The sequence below is a fragment of the Curtobacterium sp. ABR8 genome, assembly GCF_057812125.1.
This window is the reverse complement of the sequence record NZ_CM173818.1, coordinates 3150415-3166798: the sequence shown is the minus strand read 5'-3', so window position 1 is coordinate 3166798 and position 16384 is coordinate 3150415. Positions and strand designations below refer to the sequence as shown.

Sequence of the window (16384 nt, the reverse complement as noted above, 5' to 3'; positions counted from 1 at the left end):
TGCGACCGGCGGCGCGACCGCCAGCACGCCCGCCGTACGAAGGAGTACCCGATGCCCGTCCGCCTGTCCCCGGAGACCCTCGACGAGATCGCCGCGAGCGGCGTCGCCGTCCCGACCTACGACCGCAGCGGCATCACCGCCGGCATCGTGCACTTCGGCGTCGGCGGCTTCCACCGTGCGCACCAGGCGATGGTGGTCGACCGTCTGCTCCAGCAGGGCGAAGCGCGTGAGTACGGCATCTGCGGCGTCGGTGTCCTCGAGCAGGACCGCCGGATGGCCACCGCGATGGCGGAGCAGGGCGGGCTCTACACGCTCGTCCTCAAGCACCCGGACGGCACCCGCGAGTCCCGCGTCGTCGGCAGCATCGTCGACTACCTGCTCGCGGTCGACGACCCGGACGCCGTGGTCGAGAAGATGGCGCACCCGGACACCAGGATCGTCAGCCTGACCATCACCGAGGGCGGCTACAACTTCGACCACGTCACCGGCGAGTTCGTCGCGGACGAACCCGGCGTCGCGGCCGACCTGCGCGGCGACGGACCACCCCGCACGGTGTTCGGCCTCGTCGTCGAAGCCCTGCGTCGACGGCGTGACCGCGGCGAGCAGCCGTTCACCGTGATGTCGTGCGACAACATCCAGGGCAACGGCCACGTCGCCCGTGACGTGTTCACCGCCTATGCCCGCCTGCAGGACCCGGCGTTCGCGGACTGGATGGACGAGCACGTGTCGTTCCCGAACTCGATGGTCGACCGCATCACACCGGTCACCGCCGACGAGGACCGCGCCTGGGTCCGCGACGAGCTCGGCATCGAGGACGCCTGGCCCGTCGTCGCCGAACCCTTCTTCCAGTGGGTGCTCGAGGACGACCACCCCGCGGGGCGCCCGCCGTACCAGGACGCCGACGTGCAGATCGTCGAGGACGTCGAGCCGTACGAACTCATGAAGCTCCGGCTGCTCAACGCCTCGCACCAGGGCCTGTGCTACTTCGGGTACCTGTCCGGCTACCGGTACGCGCACGAGGCCACGCAGGACCCGGCGATCGCCACCTTCCTGCGCCGGTACATGGACGAAGAGGGCTCGCCGACCCTGCACCCCGTGCCCGGCATCGACCTCGAGGACTACAAGTCCACCCTCATCGAGCGCTTCCAGAACCCCGAGGTCCGCGACACCCTGGCCCGGCTCTGCGCCGAGTCGAGCGACCGGATCCCGAAGTGGCTGCTGCCCGTCGTGCGCGAGAACCTCGCCGCCGACCGCCCCGTCACGTTGTCGGCGGGCATCGTCGCGTCGTGGGCGCGCTACGACGAGGGCACGGACGAGTCCGGCGAGCCGATCGAGATCGTCGACCGGCTGGCCGAACCACTGCACCGCATCGCACTCACCCAGCGTGACGACCGGCTCGCCTTCATCGCGAACCGCCAGGTCTTCGGCGACCTGATCGACGACGAGCGGTTCGTCGCGGCGTACCGCGACGCCCTCGACGGGCTCATCGCCGACGGCGCCCACGCCACGGTCGAACGCTTGTCGCGTTCCTGACGCGACCCGCGCCCTGCGCGTGACGGCATGGCGGACGGGAGGCCCGTGGCGGCGTCGTCACGGGCCTCCCGTCCGGTGCCCGGTAGCGTCACGGGCTATGGTCGCGTCGTGAACCGGACCGACCGCCTGTACGCGCTCGTCGAGGAGCTCCGCGCCGCGGCGCCCGCCCTGCGGAGCGCACGCCGACTCGCCGAGCGGTTCGGGGTGAGCGTGCGCACGGTGGAGCGGGACCTGCTGACCCTGCAGCAGGCCGGCGTGCCGATCTGGGCCGAGCCCGGCAGGACCGGCGGGTACACGATCGACGCCCGTGCGACGCTCCCGCCGCTCGGGCTGACCGTCGACGAGGCGCTCGCGGTGGCGATCGGCCTCGGCACGCTCGGCTCCAGCCCCTTCCGTGACGCGGCTCGCAGCGCTGCCCGCAAGGTCACCGCGGTGCTGGCCGAGGACGACGCCCGACGGGCAGCGCGACTCGCGAGCCGGGTGCACCTGCTCGAGTCGGGGGAGCGCACACCTGCTCCCACGGCGCTCGCCGGAGCACTGACCGGCGGGCGCGTCGTCCGGATGCGGTACCGCGACGCAGCGGGCGCGGAGACCGATCGCGTCGTCGAACCGCTCGGGTACATCGGGAAGGGCGAGGACTGGTACCTCGTCGCGTGGTGCCGGCTGCGTGACGGCGTCCGGGCCTTCCGTGGTGACCGGGTGCTGGCGGTCGCGGAGACCGACGAGCCGGCGCCGCCGCGGGTGGTCCACCTCGACGAACTCGACATCCCGCACGGCGTGCTGCGTCCGGTGCTCGGCGACTGAGCCGCCCGATCCGCGTGCTGATCCGCCGAAACACCGACAGGACGCTGTCGCGGTGGTCCCGCATGCTCGACGAGTCCGGTCACGGTGGCCGGCCAGGAGGGCTTCCCGTGCAGTTCGCATCCATCCGGATCATCACCGACGACCTCGACGGGATGGTGCGGTTCTACGAGCGCGTCACCGGCACCGAGGCTCGGCGGCCCGCCCCGGTCTTCGCCGAGATCGTGACCGGAGGCGCCGTGCTCGCCCTCGCGACCCCGGTGACGGTGGCGATGCTCGGACCGGCTGCGCCGGAGCCCCGCACGAACGGCGGCGTGTTCCTCGAGTTCGCGGTGGACGACGTCGACGCCGTGTTCGCGGGGCTGCGTGGTGACCTCGACGACGTGGTGCTGCCGCCGACGACGATGCCGTGGGGCAATCGGTCGGCGCTGTTCCGCGACCCCGACGGCAACCTCGTGAACCTCTTCAGTCGCCCCGCCTGAGCGAAGCCGCTCAGCGCGGCGTTCCGGCGCACGTGCAGCGCGCTCCGGACGGCCACCGGCGGCTGATCGCGCGCGTCACGCCCTGGACGTAGCCACCCGCCCCGGCGGACGGGCCGTGGCGGGCGTCACCCGGGCCTCCCGTTCGCCCTGGGTCGCGACCCGGATCGCGCCGCACCGTCAGTCGTCCGGGAGCACGTCGTCGTCCCACGGCACCGGCGTCGTCTCGCCCGTCTCCCAGTCGTGGCGCAGGATCCCGTAGCCGACCGACGCAACCGCGCGGCCACCCTCGATCGGCCACCCCTCGCGGTAGTGCGCCTCCTTGACCCACCCAGCGCGCACGAAGACCCGGCGCATCGCCGTGTTGTCCTCGCGGGTCTGCCCCTCGAACCGGGTCACCGACGGCAGGGTGCCGAAGACGTGGTCGGTGACCGCGCGCAGCGTCGGGACGCCGAGTCCGCGACCGCGGAACGCACCGGCGATGCGCAGGTCGAACAGCGGGACCGGGTCTTCCAGGTCCTCGAGCCGGACGAACCCGATGCGACCGTGCTCCGCGTGGTCGATCCAGTAGGAGTCGTGCTCGTCGTCGCGGTAGGACCCGGAGTCCACTGCCTCGACGGCGTCCGCCCGGCTCCACGTCCGCCGCACGTGGAAGGGGAACTCCTCGGTCGACAGGAAGTCGACGAGGGCGTCGTGGTCGACCCCGGTCGGGTCGAGGCGGGTCAGCCGGACGGAGCGGTCGGTCATCCCGACACGCTAGCGGGGGAGCAACGTCGTGGCCCACCGCCCGATCGCGTCGTACGCCTGCTCCCGCACATCGGGCGCGGACAGCACCACGTCGTGGACCGCGCCGGCGAGCCGCCGCACCGTGACCTCGTCACCGAGCGACAGCGCCCGGTGCGCCACCGTGTCGACGTTCAACGCGACGTCGGCGTGCGCCATCCCGGGGTCCCATCGGGGCTGCAACATGCTCTTGTCGCTGAGCATGACCAGCACGGGGACCTGGATGCCGAGCCCGTGCTCGACCTTGTCCTGTCCCGCGAACACCGCCGCGAGCCACCCGGGGTGCAGGGGGAACCCGCGGTCCGGCCGCCACTGCTGGTCGTACGTCCACGTGCCCTCGCCGGCAGCCGACACGGTGCGCGTGTAGAACCCGGGGTCGACGGCGGGCATCGGGGCGAGGGGGTTCCGCTTCGCGCCGAGCTTGATGACGGGTGCGACGATCGCCCGGCCCACGGCCGTCGCCTGGAACTCGAGCCAGGGACTGTTCAGGATGATCCCGTCGACGAGTTCCGGGTGCCGCGCAGCCCACAGCGACAGCGTCAGACCGCCGGTGGAGTGCCCCATCAGCACGAGCCGCCGCTCGCCGGGGCCGGGGTGCTCGGCGGAGACGGCGTCGAGCGCAGCGGCGATGTCCTCGTCGTACACCGCCAGGTCGTCGACGTTGCCCGGGGTCTGGTGCGGGCGGAGACTCCGGCCGTACTTCCGCAGGTCCAGTGCGTGAAAGCGGGCACCGAGCCGTTCGACCCGCTCGGCGAGCTCCGTCTGGAAGAAGTAGTCCGACCACCCGTGCACGTACAGCACGTCAGCGCCGTGCAGCGGTCCGCGCCCGTGCAGCAACAGGTCGGTCGGGGTGTGGCGACGACGGACCAGAGTGGCGACGACGGGCCCCTCGGAGTCGGTGCCGAGCGGGAGTTCGAGTCGCTCGTAGGGCGCCCCGAGGACGTCCTCGTGCCAGCGCTGGACGACCATGTCCCCACCGTATCCGGCACCGCTGCGGGTGGTACCGGGGTACCACGACCGCCCCGCGGAGATCGTCTGCGATGGCGATGTGGCGGACCCGGCCGTCTCCGTACCGTTGCCGCATGATCGAGATCCAGAACCTCACCAAGCGCTACGGCGAGAAGGTCGCCGTCGACGACGTGTCCTTCACGGTGCGCCCCGGCGTCGTCACCGGCTTCCTCGGTCCGAACGGCGCGGGCAAGTCCACCACGATGCGCGCCGTCGTCGGACTCGACCGGCCGACCTCGGGCACCGCCCACGTCGACGGGCGCCCCTACCGTGAACTGCGCGACCCGCTGCGTCGCGTCGGCGCGCTGCTCGAGGCGAAGGCCGTCCACAAGGGACGCAGCGCCTTCGACCACCTGTCGGCGCTCGCCGCGACGCACCGGATCCCGACGGCCCGCGTGCACGAGGTCATCGGCATGACCGGCCTCGAGAACGTCGCGAAGAAGCGCGTCGGCGGGTTCTCGCTCGGCATGGGGCAGCGGCTCGGGATCGCGGCGGCACTGCTCGGTGATCCGCAGACGCTGATCCTCGACGAGCCGGTCAACGGCCTCGACCCCGAAGGCGTCGTGTGGGTGCGTCGACTCGCCCGCAGCCTGGCCGCCGAGGGGCGTGCGGTGTTCATCTCGAGCCACCTGATGAGCGAGATGGCCCTGACCGCCGACCGCATCGTCGTGATGGGTCGCGGCCGGGTGCTCGCGGACACGGACATCGCGGACCTGGTCGCCGCCGCCACGGAGCGGTCGGTCACCGTGCGGACGCCGGAGCCCGAGCGGCTCCTCGACGCGATCGCCGGACCGGACGTCACCATCGGCTACGAGGGCGACGGGTCGTTGCAGGTCCGCGGCCTCGGTGCCGAGCAGATCGGTGAGGCAGCGGGTGCTGCCGGCATCGTCCTGCACCAGCTCGCCACCACCGAAGCGAGCCTGGAGCAGGCCTACCTCGAACTCACGCACGACCTGGTCGAGTACCGATCGGAGGTGACCCGATGAGCGCGGTCACGAGCAACACCCTGCCGCGGCACGACGGAGCCGGCGTCCACTTCTCCGGCGTCCTGCGCTCGGAGTGGATCAAACTCCGCTCACTGCGGTCGACGGCGTGGAGCTTCCTGCTGCTGCTCGTCCTGCCGATCGGCATCGGCGTGCTGTTGGCGGCCTTTGCGGACACCGGCAGGCAGGGGCTCACCGGCGACGCGGCGCGGAACGCCCTGGTGCAGTACAGCACGAGCGGCACGATGCTCTCGGTCCTGATCGTCGCGGTGATCGGCGCTCTCGTCGTCACCGGCGAGTACGGCACCGGCATGATCCGCTCCTCGTTCGCGGCGGTCCCGCGGCGGTCGGTCGCGCTGGCGGCGAAGGCGATCGTCCTCGCCGTGGTCGTCTTCGTCACGAGTGCCGTCAGCGTGTGGGCCACCGCGTTCACCACCCTGCCGATCGCGGCGGGCCGGAACGTCGAGGCGTCGCTGGACGCGAGCGTCGCGATGCCGCTGCTCGGCGCCTCGGTCTACCTGACGCTCATCGCGCTGCTCGCCTTCGCGGTGGGGGTGGTGCTGCGGTCCACCGCCGGGGCGATCGCGTGTGTGCTCGGGCTGATGCTCGTCGCCCCGGTCGTCGTGCAGCTGGTGCAGTCGTTCACGGGCGCGAAGTGGCTCGGCACGCTCACCAACCTGCTGCCGCAGAACGCCGGCCAGCCGCTCATGCAGTTCGGCACCGAGGTCACCTCGGGATGGCACGACGGCGTCCTAGCCTTGGGGGGATGGAGCGGATTCGCGGTACTGCTGGCCTGGGTGGTCGTCGCCTCGGTGACGGCGCTCGCCCTGGTCGAGAAGCGGGACGCGTGACCCCTCCCGACCTCGCCCCCGGTGCCGTCCAGGACGGCGCCGGGGGCATCGCCCTGCCCGACGCACCCGGCCGACTCCGGCGGTTCTGGGCGCGCCACCCGGTCCTGACCGATGCGCTGCTCATGGTCTTCTGGGGCGCGATCGAGGTCGTCGTGGCGTTCCGGAGTGCGTGGCAGGTCGACGGGAGCCCCGCCGCGCGGCTCACGGTCGTCGTCCTCGTGGTCATCGCCGTCTCCGGCATCCCGCTCCGGCGCACGCACCCCGCGGCGACGGCGGTGCTCGGGCTGGCGTCGGTCGTCGCGATGACGTGGACGGAAGCGGGGTACTCCCCGGTGCTCTTCACGGTCTACGCCGCGACCGTGTGGTGGTCGCGCGCCGCCGGCTGGTGGACGGCCGCGGTCGCCACGGTGCTGGCTGCCGGAGCCACGGCCCTCCGCGTCTGGGTGATCGCACCCGGATCCGGCGGGCTCGCCGACGTCCTGTACCCGCAGCCCGTGGCGTTCCTGCTCGCAGCGGTGCTGATCGGGATCAACGTCGCCAACCGCCGTCGCTACACGCAGGCCCTGATCGACCGCGCGCACCAGCTCGCCCGGGAGCGCGACCAGCAGGCGCAGCTCGCCACCGCCGCGGAGCGGGCCCGGATCGCGCGCGAGATGCACGACATCGTGTCCCACTCGCTCACGGTGATGGTGCGGCTGGCCGAGGGTGCGGCGGCCGGGGCCTCCGCTGGGTCTCCCGCCGGGGCGTCGTCCGGTGGGGGCGAGTCCGCAGCGACCGCGGCCATGCGCGGAGTCGCCGACGTCGGCCGCGGCGCGATGGGGGACATGCGCCGCATGCTCGGGGTGCTCGGCGGCGACGGTGAACCCGCGCTCGCGCCGCAGCCGGGCGTCCACGACGTCCCGCAACTCGTCGACCGGTTCCGTGCGCTGGGCACGCCCGTCGCCCTCGAACTCGTTGGCGTCGTCCCCGAGGACGACGCCCTGCAGCTCGCCGTGTACCGGGTCGTGCAGGAGGGCCTCACCAACACCGCCCGGCACGCGCAGCACGTCCGATCGGTGGACGTCCAGGTGGCCGCGTCCGCCACCGAGGTCACCGTGGTCGTCACCGACGACGGACGGACAGGAGGCCCGACTCGGCCCGACGGGTCGGCGCACGCCACGACGGGGTCGGGTCGAGGGCTCATCGGGATCGAGGAGCGCATCCGCGCGCTGGGTGGGCAGGTGCGCGCGGGCTCCCGCGACGGCACCGACGGTTGGCAGATCCGGGCGACGATCCCGGTCAGGACGGAGAACCGGTGATCCGCGTCGCGATCGTCGACGACCAGCAACTCATCCGGACCGGGTTCCGGCTGCTGCTCGAGGCGCAACCCGACATCGAGGTCGTCGGTGAGGCCGGCGACGGCGGTGCAGGTGTGCGGCTCGTCCGTGCCCTGCGTCCGGACGTCGTGCTGATGGACGTCCGGATGCCCCACGTCGACGGCGTCACGGCGACGGCCGCGATCGTCGAACAGGTCCCCGAGACCCGGGTGCTCGTGCTGACGACCTTCGACCTGGACGAGTACGCGTTCGGTGGCCTGCGTGCCGGGGCGAGCGGGTTCCTGTTGAAGGACGTGAGCGCCGCGCAGCTCCTCGACGCCGTCCGGTCCGTGGCAGCGGGCGAGGCCGCCGTCTCACCGCGGGTGACGCGGCGGATGCTCGAGCTCTTCGGTTCCGTGCTGCCGGACGACCGGCCGGCGGGTCCGGACCCGCTGGAGCCCCTGACCCCGCGCGAGCGCGACGTGTTGCTCGCGATGGCCCGCGGGCTGTCGAACCCGGAGATCGCCGCACACCTGGTGACGAGCGAGTCCACGGTCAAGACGCACGTCGGGCGGGTGCTCGGCAAGCTCGGGCTGCGTGACCGGGTGCACGCGGTGATCTTCGCCTACGAGCACGGACTGGTGGCGCGGTCCTAGCTGCGCGGTGTCCGAGCCGTGGTGGGTCCTAGCTGCGCGGGGCCCTCGCGAAGACGAGGGTGATCGCGCCGAGGGTGATGGACGCCACGATGAGCACCCAGGCGAGCACGGGGATCAGCCCGTCCCACGGCGTGAACAGGAGCACGACGCCGATCACCAGCACGACGGCGGCGGCGATCAGCACGAGGCGGTGCGGTCTTGCCGGGTGGGTTCTGGTCACATGGGTACCGTACGCGTCCGGACTGCGGACGAGCGCAGTCGCGCGCCGCTAGCCTGGCGGCAGTGACACGTTCTCCCGCTCTGTGACGCAGAGCCCACCCAGCGACACCTCCCGCTCGGGGCTCCGCGCTTCGTGCGGTGACTGCTTCGCCCTCTGCTGTACCGCCTTCGGGTTCCAGCGGTCCAGCGACTTCCCGATCGACAAGCCTGCCGACACCCCGTGCCGGAACCTGGCTGACGACTTCTCCTGCACGATCCACCAGGCGCTCCGTCCGCGGGGCTTCGCGGGGTGCACCACGTTCGACTGCTTCGGGGCCGGCCAGTACGTGTCGCAGATCCTGTTCGACGGCACGAGTTGGCTCGACCGCCCGGACTCGAAGCCCGAGATGTTCCGGGCCTTCGCCGTCGCCCGGCAGCTCCACGAGATGCTCTGGTACCTGGCCGAGGCGGTGTCCCGCTCGACCGCCCTGGGGTCAGCGGAGGCACCGACCGTGCTCCGGGAACGTGTCCAGCTGATCCTCGACGGCGAGCTGGGGGACGTCCTCGCGGTGGACGTCGAGTCGCTCCGGTCCGAGGTCCGTTCCGTCCTGATCGACGTCAGTGCCGAGGCCCGGGGTGGGTACCCCGCTGGCGGCGAGGCGGCCGGTGACCTGCACCCGTCGGCTGACCTGGCCGGCCGCGACCTCCGTGCCCGCTCCCTGCCCGGGGCCGACCTGCGCGGTGCGTACCTGATCGCCGCGGACCTGCGGGGATGCGACCTGTCGGGCGTGGACCTGCTCGGGGCGGACCTGCGCGATGCCGGCTCGGGGGAGCGGACCTGTCGAACGCGCTGTTCCTCACCCAGCCGCAGGTGAACGCCGCACAGGGCGATGCGTCCACCGTGCTGCCCGACGACCTGGACCGCCCGTCGCACTGGTCGCTCCCGTGAGCCGGGTCAGGGCAGGACGATGACCTTGCCGGCGATCCTCCCGGCTGCGCCCTCGGCGTGCAGTGCGGGGAGTTCGGCGAGCGGGATGCGTCGCGTGACCTCGACCGTCAGTGCACCGTCGTCGACCAACGCGACGAGCTCCGTCAGGCGTTCGCGGTTCGGCAGGACGAACACGGTCGCTGCGCGCACGCCTCGGGACTCGTCACCCGGGGTGGCCATGAACGCCGTCGTGCTCACGACGACCCCGCCGTCGCGGACCGCTGCGACGTCCGCCGCGAACTGCTCGGGCTCGATCGGCGCCAGGTTGAGCAGCGCGTCGACCTGACCGTCGAGGGCGTCGAGCAGGTCGACGTCGGTGTGGTCGATGACCTGGTCGGCACCGGCCGCGCGCACGGCATCGACACTGCGGGGGCTGGCGGTCGCGATGACGTGTGCTCCGGCGCGCTTGGCGAGCTGGACGGCGTACTTGCCGACGACCCCGCCGGCACCCACGACGAGCAGCCGCTGTCCGGCGGTGAGCCGGCCGTCGTCGAACAGGGCCTGCCAGGCGGTCAGCGCGACGGACGGCAGCGCGGCCGCGTCGGCCAGTGGGATGCTCGTCGGCGCTGCGACTACGGCGTCCGCCGGTGCGATGACGTACTCGGCTGCCCCGCCGTCGCGGTCCATCGGCAGGAACGCGATGACCGCGTCGCCCACGGCCAAACCGGTCACGCCCTCGCCGATCGCGTCGACCGTACCGGAGACGTCGTAGCCGGGGACGTGGGGCAGCTGGATCGGGATCGGCAGGAAGCCGGCCCGCATGCCGTTGTCTGCAGCGTTGTACGCGGAGGCCGCGACGCGGAGTCGCACCTGACCCGCTGCAGGGGTCGGCTGCTCGACCTCGCCGTACTGGAGGACCTCGGGTCCGCCGACTTCGTGGAACTGCACTGCCTTCATGGTGATGCCCTCTCGTAGTTGCTTCGAATTCGAAGCGCTTGCTCGGGACACTACCACTGCTTTGAACTCGAAGCAACAGGTAGGATGGCTGCATGAGCGACACCCCCACCGCGCTGACCCCGACACAGCTCGGCGCCTACTTCGCGCTGACCGAGGTGAGTGCGCTCCTGCGCCCCGCGGTCGAGAAGCAGCTCCGCGACGTCGGCGGGTTGAGCTACGTGCAGTTCCAGCTCCTGGCGCGGTTGGGGGATGCTCCGGAGGGGCACCTGCGCATGACGGACCTGGCCGACGGTGTCGTGTACAGCCGCAGCGGTCTGACCTACCAGGCGCAACTGCTCGAACAGCGCGGCCTCGTCACGAGGTCCCCCTCGCCGGACGACGAACGCAGCACCGTCGTCGCGATCGCCGACGCGGGGCGCGAAGTCCTTGCCGACGTGTTCCCCGGCCACATCGGCACCGTGCACGGACTCCTGTTCGCACCGATCACGGACGACGACGCGAGTGACCTCGCCCGGATCCTCGGGCGCATCAGCGAACACCTGCGAGCGAACCCACCGCGGTCGGCGTCGCGACGATCCGTGAAGGGGGCGTCCGCATGACCGTCGGAGCGCGCGGCGCTCGGTGGATCATCGTCGGCTCGGTTCTCGTCGGGCTAGCGCTCACCGTGTACGCGACCTCGTACTGGCTGTTCCCGTCGTCGTTCCAGCTCCAGGAACGGTTGCCCGACGGATCGATCAACCCGCGCACGTGGGCCGACCTGCTCGTCTCGTACGTCCTGGCCGCCGGCTGCTTCGCGGTCGCCGGGTGGGTGGGCGTGCAGCGGCTCCGCACCCGCCGCCGCTGAGGCGTCAGCTGCGCGTGCGTGACCGTCGCCGCGACACGGTCCCGCTTCCGTCGGGGGGACCGGTACCGGATGCCAGCGCGACCTGCGAGGGTGGAGCGATGACCCTCGAGATGCTCTGGGAACGCGCCGATCCCGCCCAGGTGCTGCGGAGCCGCTTCGGGTTCACGGACGTCGCCGCTGCCGAGGACTGGGTCATCCGGACGCTCGACCGGTGGTGGAACGTGCACGTCGTCGTGTGCGAGCGCATCGTGATGAGTGACCACAACGCACTCGCCTGGGTGTCGACCGCCGAGGGACGGATGCTCCTGAAGTGGTCGATCGCACCGGAGGGGTTCCAGCGCTTGGCGTTCGCGGCGGACCTCACGACGTGGCTCGCGGAGCGCGGCCTGCCCGTTTCCGCCCCGGTGCGGACGCTCGACGGACGGGTGCAGGTCGAGGACGACGGGGTCTCGATGGGTCTCCAGCACGTCATCGGCGGAACACTGCTGGACGTTCGTGATCCGGTACAGGTCCACGCAGCCGGCGCGACGCTGGCCCGCTTCCACGATGCCCTGCGCGACCGCCCCGATCGGGCGCGCGCGGCTGCTGTACGCCCGCCGCCGACCCCGCTCGTGCAGCAGGTCGCGGGATGGCTCAAGGCCGCGCCGATGCACTTGCCGGAGCGCGTCCAGCGGACGCTTCGACGCCGGCTCGAGGCCGCGCCCTCCGACGACTTGCCGGTCCAGATCGTGCACGGCGACTACCGAGCGGCGAACGTCCTCTGCGCCGACTCGGACGTCGTCGCCGTCATCGACTTCGAGGACCTGCGCTGCGACCACCGCAGCGTCGAACTGGCGCGGTCGGCCGTTCTGCTCGGGACGCTCTTCCACGACTGGGGGCCGGTCCCCGCAGCGGTCCACCGGCAGTTGCTCGACGGCTACCGCTCGGTGAACGCGCTCACCGAGGACGAGCTCGCCTGGTGGGACGTCCTGGTGCTCTGGAACACGATGCTGTTCACCCCGCCGGGGGACGACCCGACCGGGTGGGGCGCTGCCGCCGAGTCGCTCGCCGGCTAGCGGACGCTGCGCTTGGCCGCCCGGGCGACGATCACGAGCGCGGCGATCCCGAGTGCGATCCCGACGACGCCGACGGCCATGCCGCCCATGTACATGAACCCCGCGGCGAAGTTCACGCCGGTGCCGTCCGGAGTGAAGATCGTCCAGACGGAACCACCGGCGGTGAGCAGGAAGCCCAGACCGAGGAAGACGATCGCGAGGGTGACGATCGAGCGGATGGCGTGCATGGTCCGAACCTACCGAACCCGCACCGGTGGCAGAGTGGCGTGATGGGGAGCATCCGGAACATCGCGGTCGGGCTGCCGGTCAAGGACGGCCACGTGCTGCTCTCCGAGTCGTTCGACGGGGTACGGGACCTCCGCTTCCACCGTGCAGTCGGCGGCGGCATCGAGTTCGGCGAGACCGCGGTCCAGGCGCTCCGCCGGGAGTTCCGCGAGGAGCTCGACGTCGCCCTCGACGAGGTCCGGCTGCTCGGTGTCCTGGAGAACCTGTTCGAGTACGAGGTCCAGCCCGGACACGAGTACGTCCACGTGTTCGCCATCCGGTCGGCTGACCTGGACGCGGTGCCGCTCGACGCCGAACTCATGGTGCTGGACGAGGGCAGCCCGGTGCGCTGGGTGCCCGTCGAGACGGACGTCCCGGTGTTCCCGGACGGCGTGCTCGATCTGCTCGCGGGACACAACCCGATGGACTCCTCGGCCAGCTGATGTTCCGACCCCGTCGGTCACACACCTGCCGGTGGTGTAGCCCTTGTCTCGTATGCTCGCTGCGTCGCCAACTCCGTACTGGCTACTGGAACCGGCGCCGCTATCGCCGGTGCGTTGGCAACAGCACCGGCTGGCGGGATCGAGGGGGCTGCGGCCGGTGCTGTTCTCGGCGGAGTCACCGGGTTGATCACCGGCACCATCACCTGCTCGGGATGATCAACTCAGTTGACGCGCGACCAGGCCACCAGCAGGTACTAGACCTGCAGTAAGTCCGGAAGATACTGACACGTCTGGCCCCGAGCAGTTCACGCTGCTCGGGGCCAGACGTGTCGGCGTAGGCACGCCAATATGGCGCGGATCACCGCTCAAAGCCCCTACTCCACAGTCGAAGCGCTGACGTGGCGGCGGCGCAGCTTCTACTCTGACCATGTGGAAGAAAACAACGAACTTGAACCCGAGGCCGTAGTTGACACTCCGCGTACCTGGACACAGGCGTATAGGTGGCCGATTGCCCTCGGCTCCGGCGTCCTTGGGGTAGTTTTCGTGCTGTTCCTGACCACGGGTAGCGCGAACCACGTGTGGGTGGGAATCGTGGGGCTCGCCCTCGTCATCGCCTGGGTGATTGTGTTCCAGCTGCTGTACCGGCGAGGCTATTAGTCCCCGAGGCGGTCTGAGCCGCCACCGGCTTTGTGCTCGCAGCCCTACGGTTGCGAAACGTCTCGTCGGTAGCACCGCCGCGGCGTTCCGTCCCGCGGGATCCGGGGTGCGGCGGTTCTCACAACCATGTCTCGCAAGCGTCTTCGGTGAAGGTGTCATTCACAGTGGCTTGCGAGACAACGTGGCGATGCAGATCGGGTCTGGCTCGCCTGTGCGTCCGGCAGGGGGACACGGCTCGGCGCGAGGACTACCTCGTTGCCGCGGGCGTGCGCCGCGACGACCGACGTGTTGTCGATGGAGGTGCATCGGGAGCTCGTGTCTCACGTGCTGCACGCTCGTACTTGACCGCCTGCGACGAAACGTGCAGGAGCGAGTGCTCTCGGGGTCGCCCGTCATCGTCCGGAGGGCCGAGATCGCCCCCACTGACGTCACGATCCCGTCACGACGGGCGCTTTCCCAGCGGACACGGCGGTGTTCCGCGGCGAAGTCCCGGCGACCGCCCGAGATCGGCTGGGACGCTCCCGAACTACCGCACCAGATCGGTGCGGTGATGCACCACGGGGGATCCACAGCGATGACGATGAGACGTGCAGGGGGAGCCGCGCTCGGCTTCGTGGGCGGCAGTGTGCTCGCCGGGTTGATGGTCGGGGTCGGCGTGACGCCGATGATCGCGGTCGCCGGAGTGAGCACGACGTCGGCGATCGGGGTGTTCGAGTCGCTGCCGGAGCACATCGAGATCGGGGACCTGCCGCAGCGCAACCAGGTCTGGGCGTACCGCGGTGGCGAACCGGTGCACCTGGCGAACGTGTGGGCGCAGGACCGGCAGGAGCTGTCGTTCGACCAGATCAGCGACCAGCTGAAGCACGCTGCGGTCGACGGCGAGGACAAGCGGTTCTACGAGACCGGTGGTGTGGACGCGACGTCGATGGTCCGCTCCCTGGTGAGTGTTGCCGCGTCGCAGGGCGAGGGCGGATCGGGTGGCTCGACGCTCACGATGCAGCTCGTGCGCAACATCAAGATCCAGCGGGCGAGCGAGCTGCCGACGCTCGAGGAGCAGAGGGCCGGCTACAAGGAGGCGACGAAGCGGTCGCCGCAGCGGAAGCTCGCCGAGATGAAGCTCGCGATCGGCCTGGCGAAGAAGTACACCAAGGAGCAGATCCTGACGGCGTACCTGAACATCGCGTACTTCGGCGACCAGACCTACGGCGTGCAGTCGGCCGCGCAGCACTACTACGGCAAGTCCGCCACCGACCTGACCCCGGCCGAGGCGGCATCGCTCATCGCGATCGTGCAGTGGCCGGAGCGCCGCGACCTGTCCACGCCGGACCACTACCGCGACAACGCCGCGCGGCGGAACGTGATCCTCCGCTCGATGCACGAGCAGGGGCACCTGACGACCGACGAGTACCGCACGGCACGGTTGTCGCGGCTGGCCGACTACGTCCGGATCACCGCGCCGCAGCAGGGGTGCGAGGCCGTCGAGACCGGGGCGGAGTTCTTCTGCGACTACGCCAAGCGCGTCGCCGCACGTCTGCCGCAGCTCGGCGCGACGAAGCAGCAGCGCGCCGATGCTTGGCGGACGGGTGGGTACCGCATCCAGACGACGCTCGACCTCGACCTGAACGCGAAGCAGAAGGAACTGCTCGACCGGTACGACCCGAAGACCGAGACTCGTCTCGCGCTGGGCGCGACGCTGAACACGGTCGAGGCGGGCACCGGCCGGGTGCTCACGATGGCGCAGAACACCGACTACGACCGGTCGGAGCAGGCGCCACCGACGGCGACGTCCCTGAACTACGCCGTCGACCAGGCCGACGGCGATTCGACGGGCTTCCAGACCGGCTCGACGTACAAGATGTTCACGCTGCTGGCGTGGCTCGAGGCCGGCCGCAGCCCGGAAACGGTCGTGAACGGCACCCCGCACCCGCAGAGCACGTGGACGGCGTGCGGCGAGCAGACGACGGCCTTCTGGCAGCCGAAGAACGACTCGCCCGGCCAGAAGGGGCCGTACTCGGTCCGCTCGGCCACGGCGCAGTCCGTGAACGCCGCCTACCAGTCGATGGCGGCGCAGCTCGATCTGTGCGACATCCGCGACGTCGCGAAGCGCCTCGGCGTGCACCTGGCCGCCGGCGGCGAGCTGCCGTGGAACCCCGCATCGCTGCTCGGCACCGAGAGCATCGCGCCGCTGACGATGGCGGCGGCGTACGCGGGCGTCGCGAACGGCGGTCGGTACTGCGCGCCGGTCGTCATCGACCAGGTCACCGCACCGGACGGCACGGAGCTCGGCGGGCAGCCGCGCACCTGCTCGCAGGCCGTCTCGCCGCAGACCGCGGCGACCGCGTTCGAGGTCTCGCAGGGCGCGTTCCGGGGCGGTACGGCGAGCGGCGGCCAGACCCCGGACGGCACCACGCTGTTCGGCAAGACCGGTACGGCCGACGCCGCCGACCAGGTGTGGTTGGTCGGCGGGAGCTCGCGCGCGGTGACCGCCTACTGGCAGGGCAACACCGACGGCGGGAAGCACAACCTGCGGTACTACTCCAACGGTCAGGGCGGCACCTACGCGGGGTCCCGCGCAGCGGTCTGGCGCGATGCGCAGACCGCGGTGAACGCCGCCTTGCCGGTGGGGTGACGACACCAGGCGGGCCACGT

The 16384-nt window shown here is 71.3% G+C and carries 18 protein-coding genes and 1 pseudogene; 14 read left to right on the top strand and 5 right to left on the bottom strand.

Going from position 1 to position 16384, the window contains the following annotated elements; translation table 11 throughout:
* The first annotated feature begins 51 nt into the window (after positions 1-51).
* The 3 genes from ACXKZB_RS15075 to ACXKZB_RS15065 all read left to right on the top strand — a co-directional run bounded on the left by ACXKZB_RS15075 (position 52) and on the right by ACXKZB_RS15065 (position 2816).
* Positions 52-1533 (top strand): mannitol dehydrogenase family protein, encoded by a 1482-nt coding sequence (locus tag ACXKZB_RS15075; RefSeq protein WP_488823679.1) that lies wholly within the window; start codon positions 52-54, stop codon positions 1531-1533.
* A gap of 108 nt (positions 1534-1641) precedes the next feature.
* Positions 1642-2337 carry a helix-turn-helix transcriptional regulator gene (locus ACXKZB_RS15070; protein WP_488823678.1) on the top strand — a complete coding sequence of 232 codons (696 nt, stop codon included), beginning with the start codon at positions 1642-1644 and terminating at the stop codon, positions 2335-2337.
* Between the two features lie 107 nt (positions 2338-2444).
* A complete protein-coding gene (locus tag ACXKZB_RS15065; protein WP_488823677.1) occupies positions 2445-2816 on the top strand; it encodes a VOC family protein in 372 nt (123 codons plus the stop codon).
* Between the two features lie 177 nt (positions 2817-2993).
* Here the strand turns inward: ACXKZB_RS15065 and ACXKZB_RS15060 are convergent, their stop codons facing one another.
* Both ACXKZB_RS15060 and ACXKZB_RS15055 read right to left on the bottom strand, forming a co-directional pair.
* On the bottom strand, positions 2994-3560 hold the full coding sequence (locus ACXKZB_RS15060; protein ID WP_488823676.1) for a GNAT family N-acetyltransferase: 567 nt from the start codon (positions 3558-3560) through the stop codon (positions 2994-2996).
* A gap of 9 nt (positions 3561-3569) precedes the next feature.
* Entirely contained in the window at positions 3570-4565 is a 996-nt protein-coding gene (locus tag ACXKZB_RS15055; RefSeq protein WP_488823675.1) for an alpha/beta hydrolase, read from the bottom strand.
* A gap of 113 nt (positions 4566-4678) precedes the next feature.
* Between ACXKZB_RS15055 and ACXKZB_RS15050 the strand changes: the two genes are divergently transcribed.
* Genes ACXKZB_RS15050 through ACXKZB_RS15035 form a run of 4 tightly spaced genes read left to right on the top strand, consistent with a single transcriptional unit; the run spans position 4679 to position 8389 of the window.
* Positions 4679-5590 (top strand): ABC transporter ATP-binding protein, encoded by a 912-nt coding sequence (locus ACXKZB_RS15050; RefSeq protein ID WP_488823674.1) that lies wholly within the window; start codon positions 4679-4681, stop codon positions 5588-5590.
* Positions 5587-6438, top strand: a complete 852-nt coding sequence (locus ACXKZB_RS15045; RefSeq protein WP_488823673.1) for an ABC transporter permease — start codon at positions 5587-5589, stop codon at positions 6436-6438. The genes ACXKZB_RS15050 and ACXKZB_RS15045 overlap by 4 nt, the downstream gene beginning before the upstream one ends.
* Positions 6435-7736 carry a sensor histidine kinase gene (locus ACXKZB_RS15040; protein WP_488823672.1) on the top strand — a complete coding sequence of 434 codons (1302 nt, stop codon included), beginning with the start codon at positions 6435-6437 and terminating at the stop codon, positions 7734-7736. Before ACXKZB_RS15045 ends, ACXKZB_RS15040 begins: the two co-directional genes overlap by 4 nt.
* Positions 7733-8389: a response regulator gene (locus tag ACXKZB_RS15035; protein WP_488823671.1), complete on the top strand. Its 657-nt coding sequence runs from the start codon at positions 7733-7735 to the stop codon at positions 8387-8389. The genes ACXKZB_RS15040 and ACXKZB_RS15035 overlap by 4 nt, the downstream gene beginning before the upstream one ends.
* A 28-nt stretch (positions 8390-8417) precedes the next feature.
* On the opposite strand, the gene ACXKZB_RS15030 is transcribed toward ACXKZB_RS15035, so the two are convergent.
* Positions 8418-8573: a hypothetical protein gene (locus ACXKZB_RS15030; protein WP_488823670.1), complete on the bottom strand. Its 156-nt coding sequence runs from the start codon at positions 8571-8573 to the stop codon at positions 8418-8420.
* A 118-nt stretch (positions 8574-8691) separates the two neighbouring features.
* Between ACXKZB_RS15030 and ACXKZB_RS15025 the strand changes: the two are divergent.
* Positions 8692-9536 (top strand): annotated as a pseudogene (locus tag ACXKZB_RS15025) (pentapeptide repeat-containing protein).
* Positions 9537-9542: 6 nt separating this feature from the next.
* Here ACXKZB_RS15025 and ACXKZB_RS15020 read toward each other — a convergent pair.
* Entirely contained in the window at positions 9543-10472 is a 930-nt protein-coding gene (locus ACXKZB_RS15020; RefSeq protein ID WP_488823669.1) for an NADP-dependent oxidoreductase, read from the bottom strand.
* A gap of 92 nt (positions 10473-10564) precedes the next feature.
* Here ACXKZB_RS15020 and ACXKZB_RS15015 point away from each other — a divergent pair, with 92 nt between their 5' ends.
* From ACXKZB_RS15015 to ACXKZB_RS15005, 3 genes are all read left to right on the top strand, one after another.
* The gene (locus tag ACXKZB_RS15015) at positions 10565-11071 is read left to right on the top strand and encodes a MarR family winged helix-turn-helix transcriptional regulator (RefSeq protein WP_488823668.1); all 507 of its coding nucleotides are present in this window, start codon (positions 10565-10567) and stop codon (positions 11069-11071) included.
* Complete coding sequence (locus ACXKZB_RS15010) at positions 11068-11316, top strand: hypothetical protein (RefSeq protein ID WP_488823667.1); 249 nt, start codon at positions 11068-11070, stop codon at positions 11314-11316. The genes ACXKZB_RS15015 and ACXKZB_RS15010 overlap by 4 nt, the downstream gene beginning before the upstream one ends.
* A 98-nt stretch (positions 11317-11414) precedes the next feature.
* A complete protein-coding gene (locus ACXKZB_RS15005) occupies positions 11415-12371 on the top strand; it encodes a phosphotransferase enzyme family protein (protein ID WP_488823666.1) in 957 nt (318 codons plus the stop codon).
* On the opposite strand, the gene ACXKZB_RS15000 is transcribed toward ACXKZB_RS15005, so the two are convergent.
* Entirely contained in the window at positions 12368-12598 is a 231-nt protein-coding gene (locus ACXKZB_RS15000; protein ID WP_488823665.1) for a hypothetical protein, read from the bottom strand. The genes ACXKZB_RS15005 and ACXKZB_RS15000 overlap by 4 nt on opposite strands.
* 42 nt (positions 12599-12640) lie before the next feature.
* On the opposite strand from ACXKZB_RS15000, the gene ACXKZB_RS14995 reads away from it, so the two are divergent.
* From ACXKZB_RS14995 to ACXKZB_RS14985, 3 genes are all read left to right on the top strand, one after another.
* A complete protein-coding gene (locus ACXKZB_RS14995; RefSeq protein WP_488823664.1) occupies positions 12641-13078 on the top strand; it encodes an NUDIX hydrolase in 438 nt (145 codons plus the stop codon).
* 348 nt (positions 13079-13426) lie between these two features.
* A complete protein-coding gene (locus ACXKZB_RS14990) occupies positions 13427-13735 on the top strand; it encodes a hypothetical protein (RefSeq protein WP_488823663.1) in 309 nt (102 codons plus the stop codon).
* Between the two features lie 574 nt (positions 13736-14309).
* Entirely contained in the window at positions 14310-16364 is a 2055-nt protein-coding gene (locus ACXKZB_RS14985) for a transglycosylase domain-containing protein (protein ID WP_488823662.1), read from the top strand.
* Positions 16365-16384 lie beyond the last annotated feature (20 nt).

What these genes read in the sequence shown, in the direction of transcription:
- ACXKZB_RS15075 (WP_488823679.1), top strand. Translation starts at nt 52, where the DNA reads ATGCCCGTCCGCCTGTCCCCGGAGACCCTCGACGAGATCGCCGCGAGC.
- ACXKZB_RS15060 (WP_488823676.1), bottom strand. Translation starts at nt 3,560, where the DNA reads ATGACCGACCGCTCCGTCCGGCTGACCCGCCTCGACCCGACCGGGGTC.
- ACXKZB_RS15055 (WP_488823675.1), bottom strand. Translation starts at nt 4,565, where the DNA reads ATGGTCGTCCAGCGCTGGCACGAGGACGTCCTCGGGGCGCCCTACGAG.
- ACXKZB_RS15050 (WP_488823674.1), top strand. Translation starts at nt 4,679, where the DNA reads ATGATCGAGATCCAGAACCTCACCAAGCGCTACGGCGAGAAGGTCGCC.
- ACXKZB_RS15045 (WP_488823673.1), top strand. Translation starts at nt 5,587, where the DNA reads ATGAGCGCGGTCACGAGCAACACCCTGCCGCGGCACGACGGAGCCGGC.
- ACXKZB_RS15020 (WP_488823669.1), bottom strand. Translation starts at nt 10,472, where the DNA reads ATGAAGGCAGTGCAGTTCCACGAAGTCGGCGGACCCGAGGTCCTCCAG.
- ACXKZB_RS15015 (WP_488823668.1), top strand. Translation starts at nt 10,565, where the DNA reads ATGAGCGACACCCCCACCGCGCTGACCCCGACACAGCTCGGCGCCTAC.
- ACXKZB_RS15010 (WP_488823667.1), top strand. Translation starts at nt 11,068, where the DNA reads ATGACCGTCGGAGCGCGCGGCGCTCGGTGGATCATCGTCGGCTCGGTT.
- ACXKZB_RS15005 (WP_488823666.1), top strand. Translation starts at nt 11,415, where the DNA reads ATGACCCTCGAGATGCTCTGGGAACGCGCCGATCCCGCCCAGGTGCTG.
- ACXKZB_RS15000 (WP_488823665.1), bottom strand. Translation starts at nt 12,598, where the DNA reads ATGCACGCCATCCGCTCGATCGTCACCCTCGCGATCGTCTTCCTCGGT.
- ACXKZB_RS14995 (WP_488823664.1), top strand. Translation starts at nt 12,641, where the DNA reads ATGGGGAGCATCCGGAACATCGCGGTCGGGCTGCCGGTCAAGGACGGC.
- ACXKZB_RS14990 (WP_488823663.1), top strand. Translation starts at nt 13,427, where the DNA reads ATGGCGCGGATCACCGCTCAAAGCCCCTACTCCACAGTCGAAGCGCTG.
- ACXKZB_RS14985 (WP_488823662.1), top strand. Translation starts at nt 14,310, where the DNA reads ATGACGATGAGACGTGCAGGGGGAGCCGCGCTCGGCTTCGTGGGCGGC.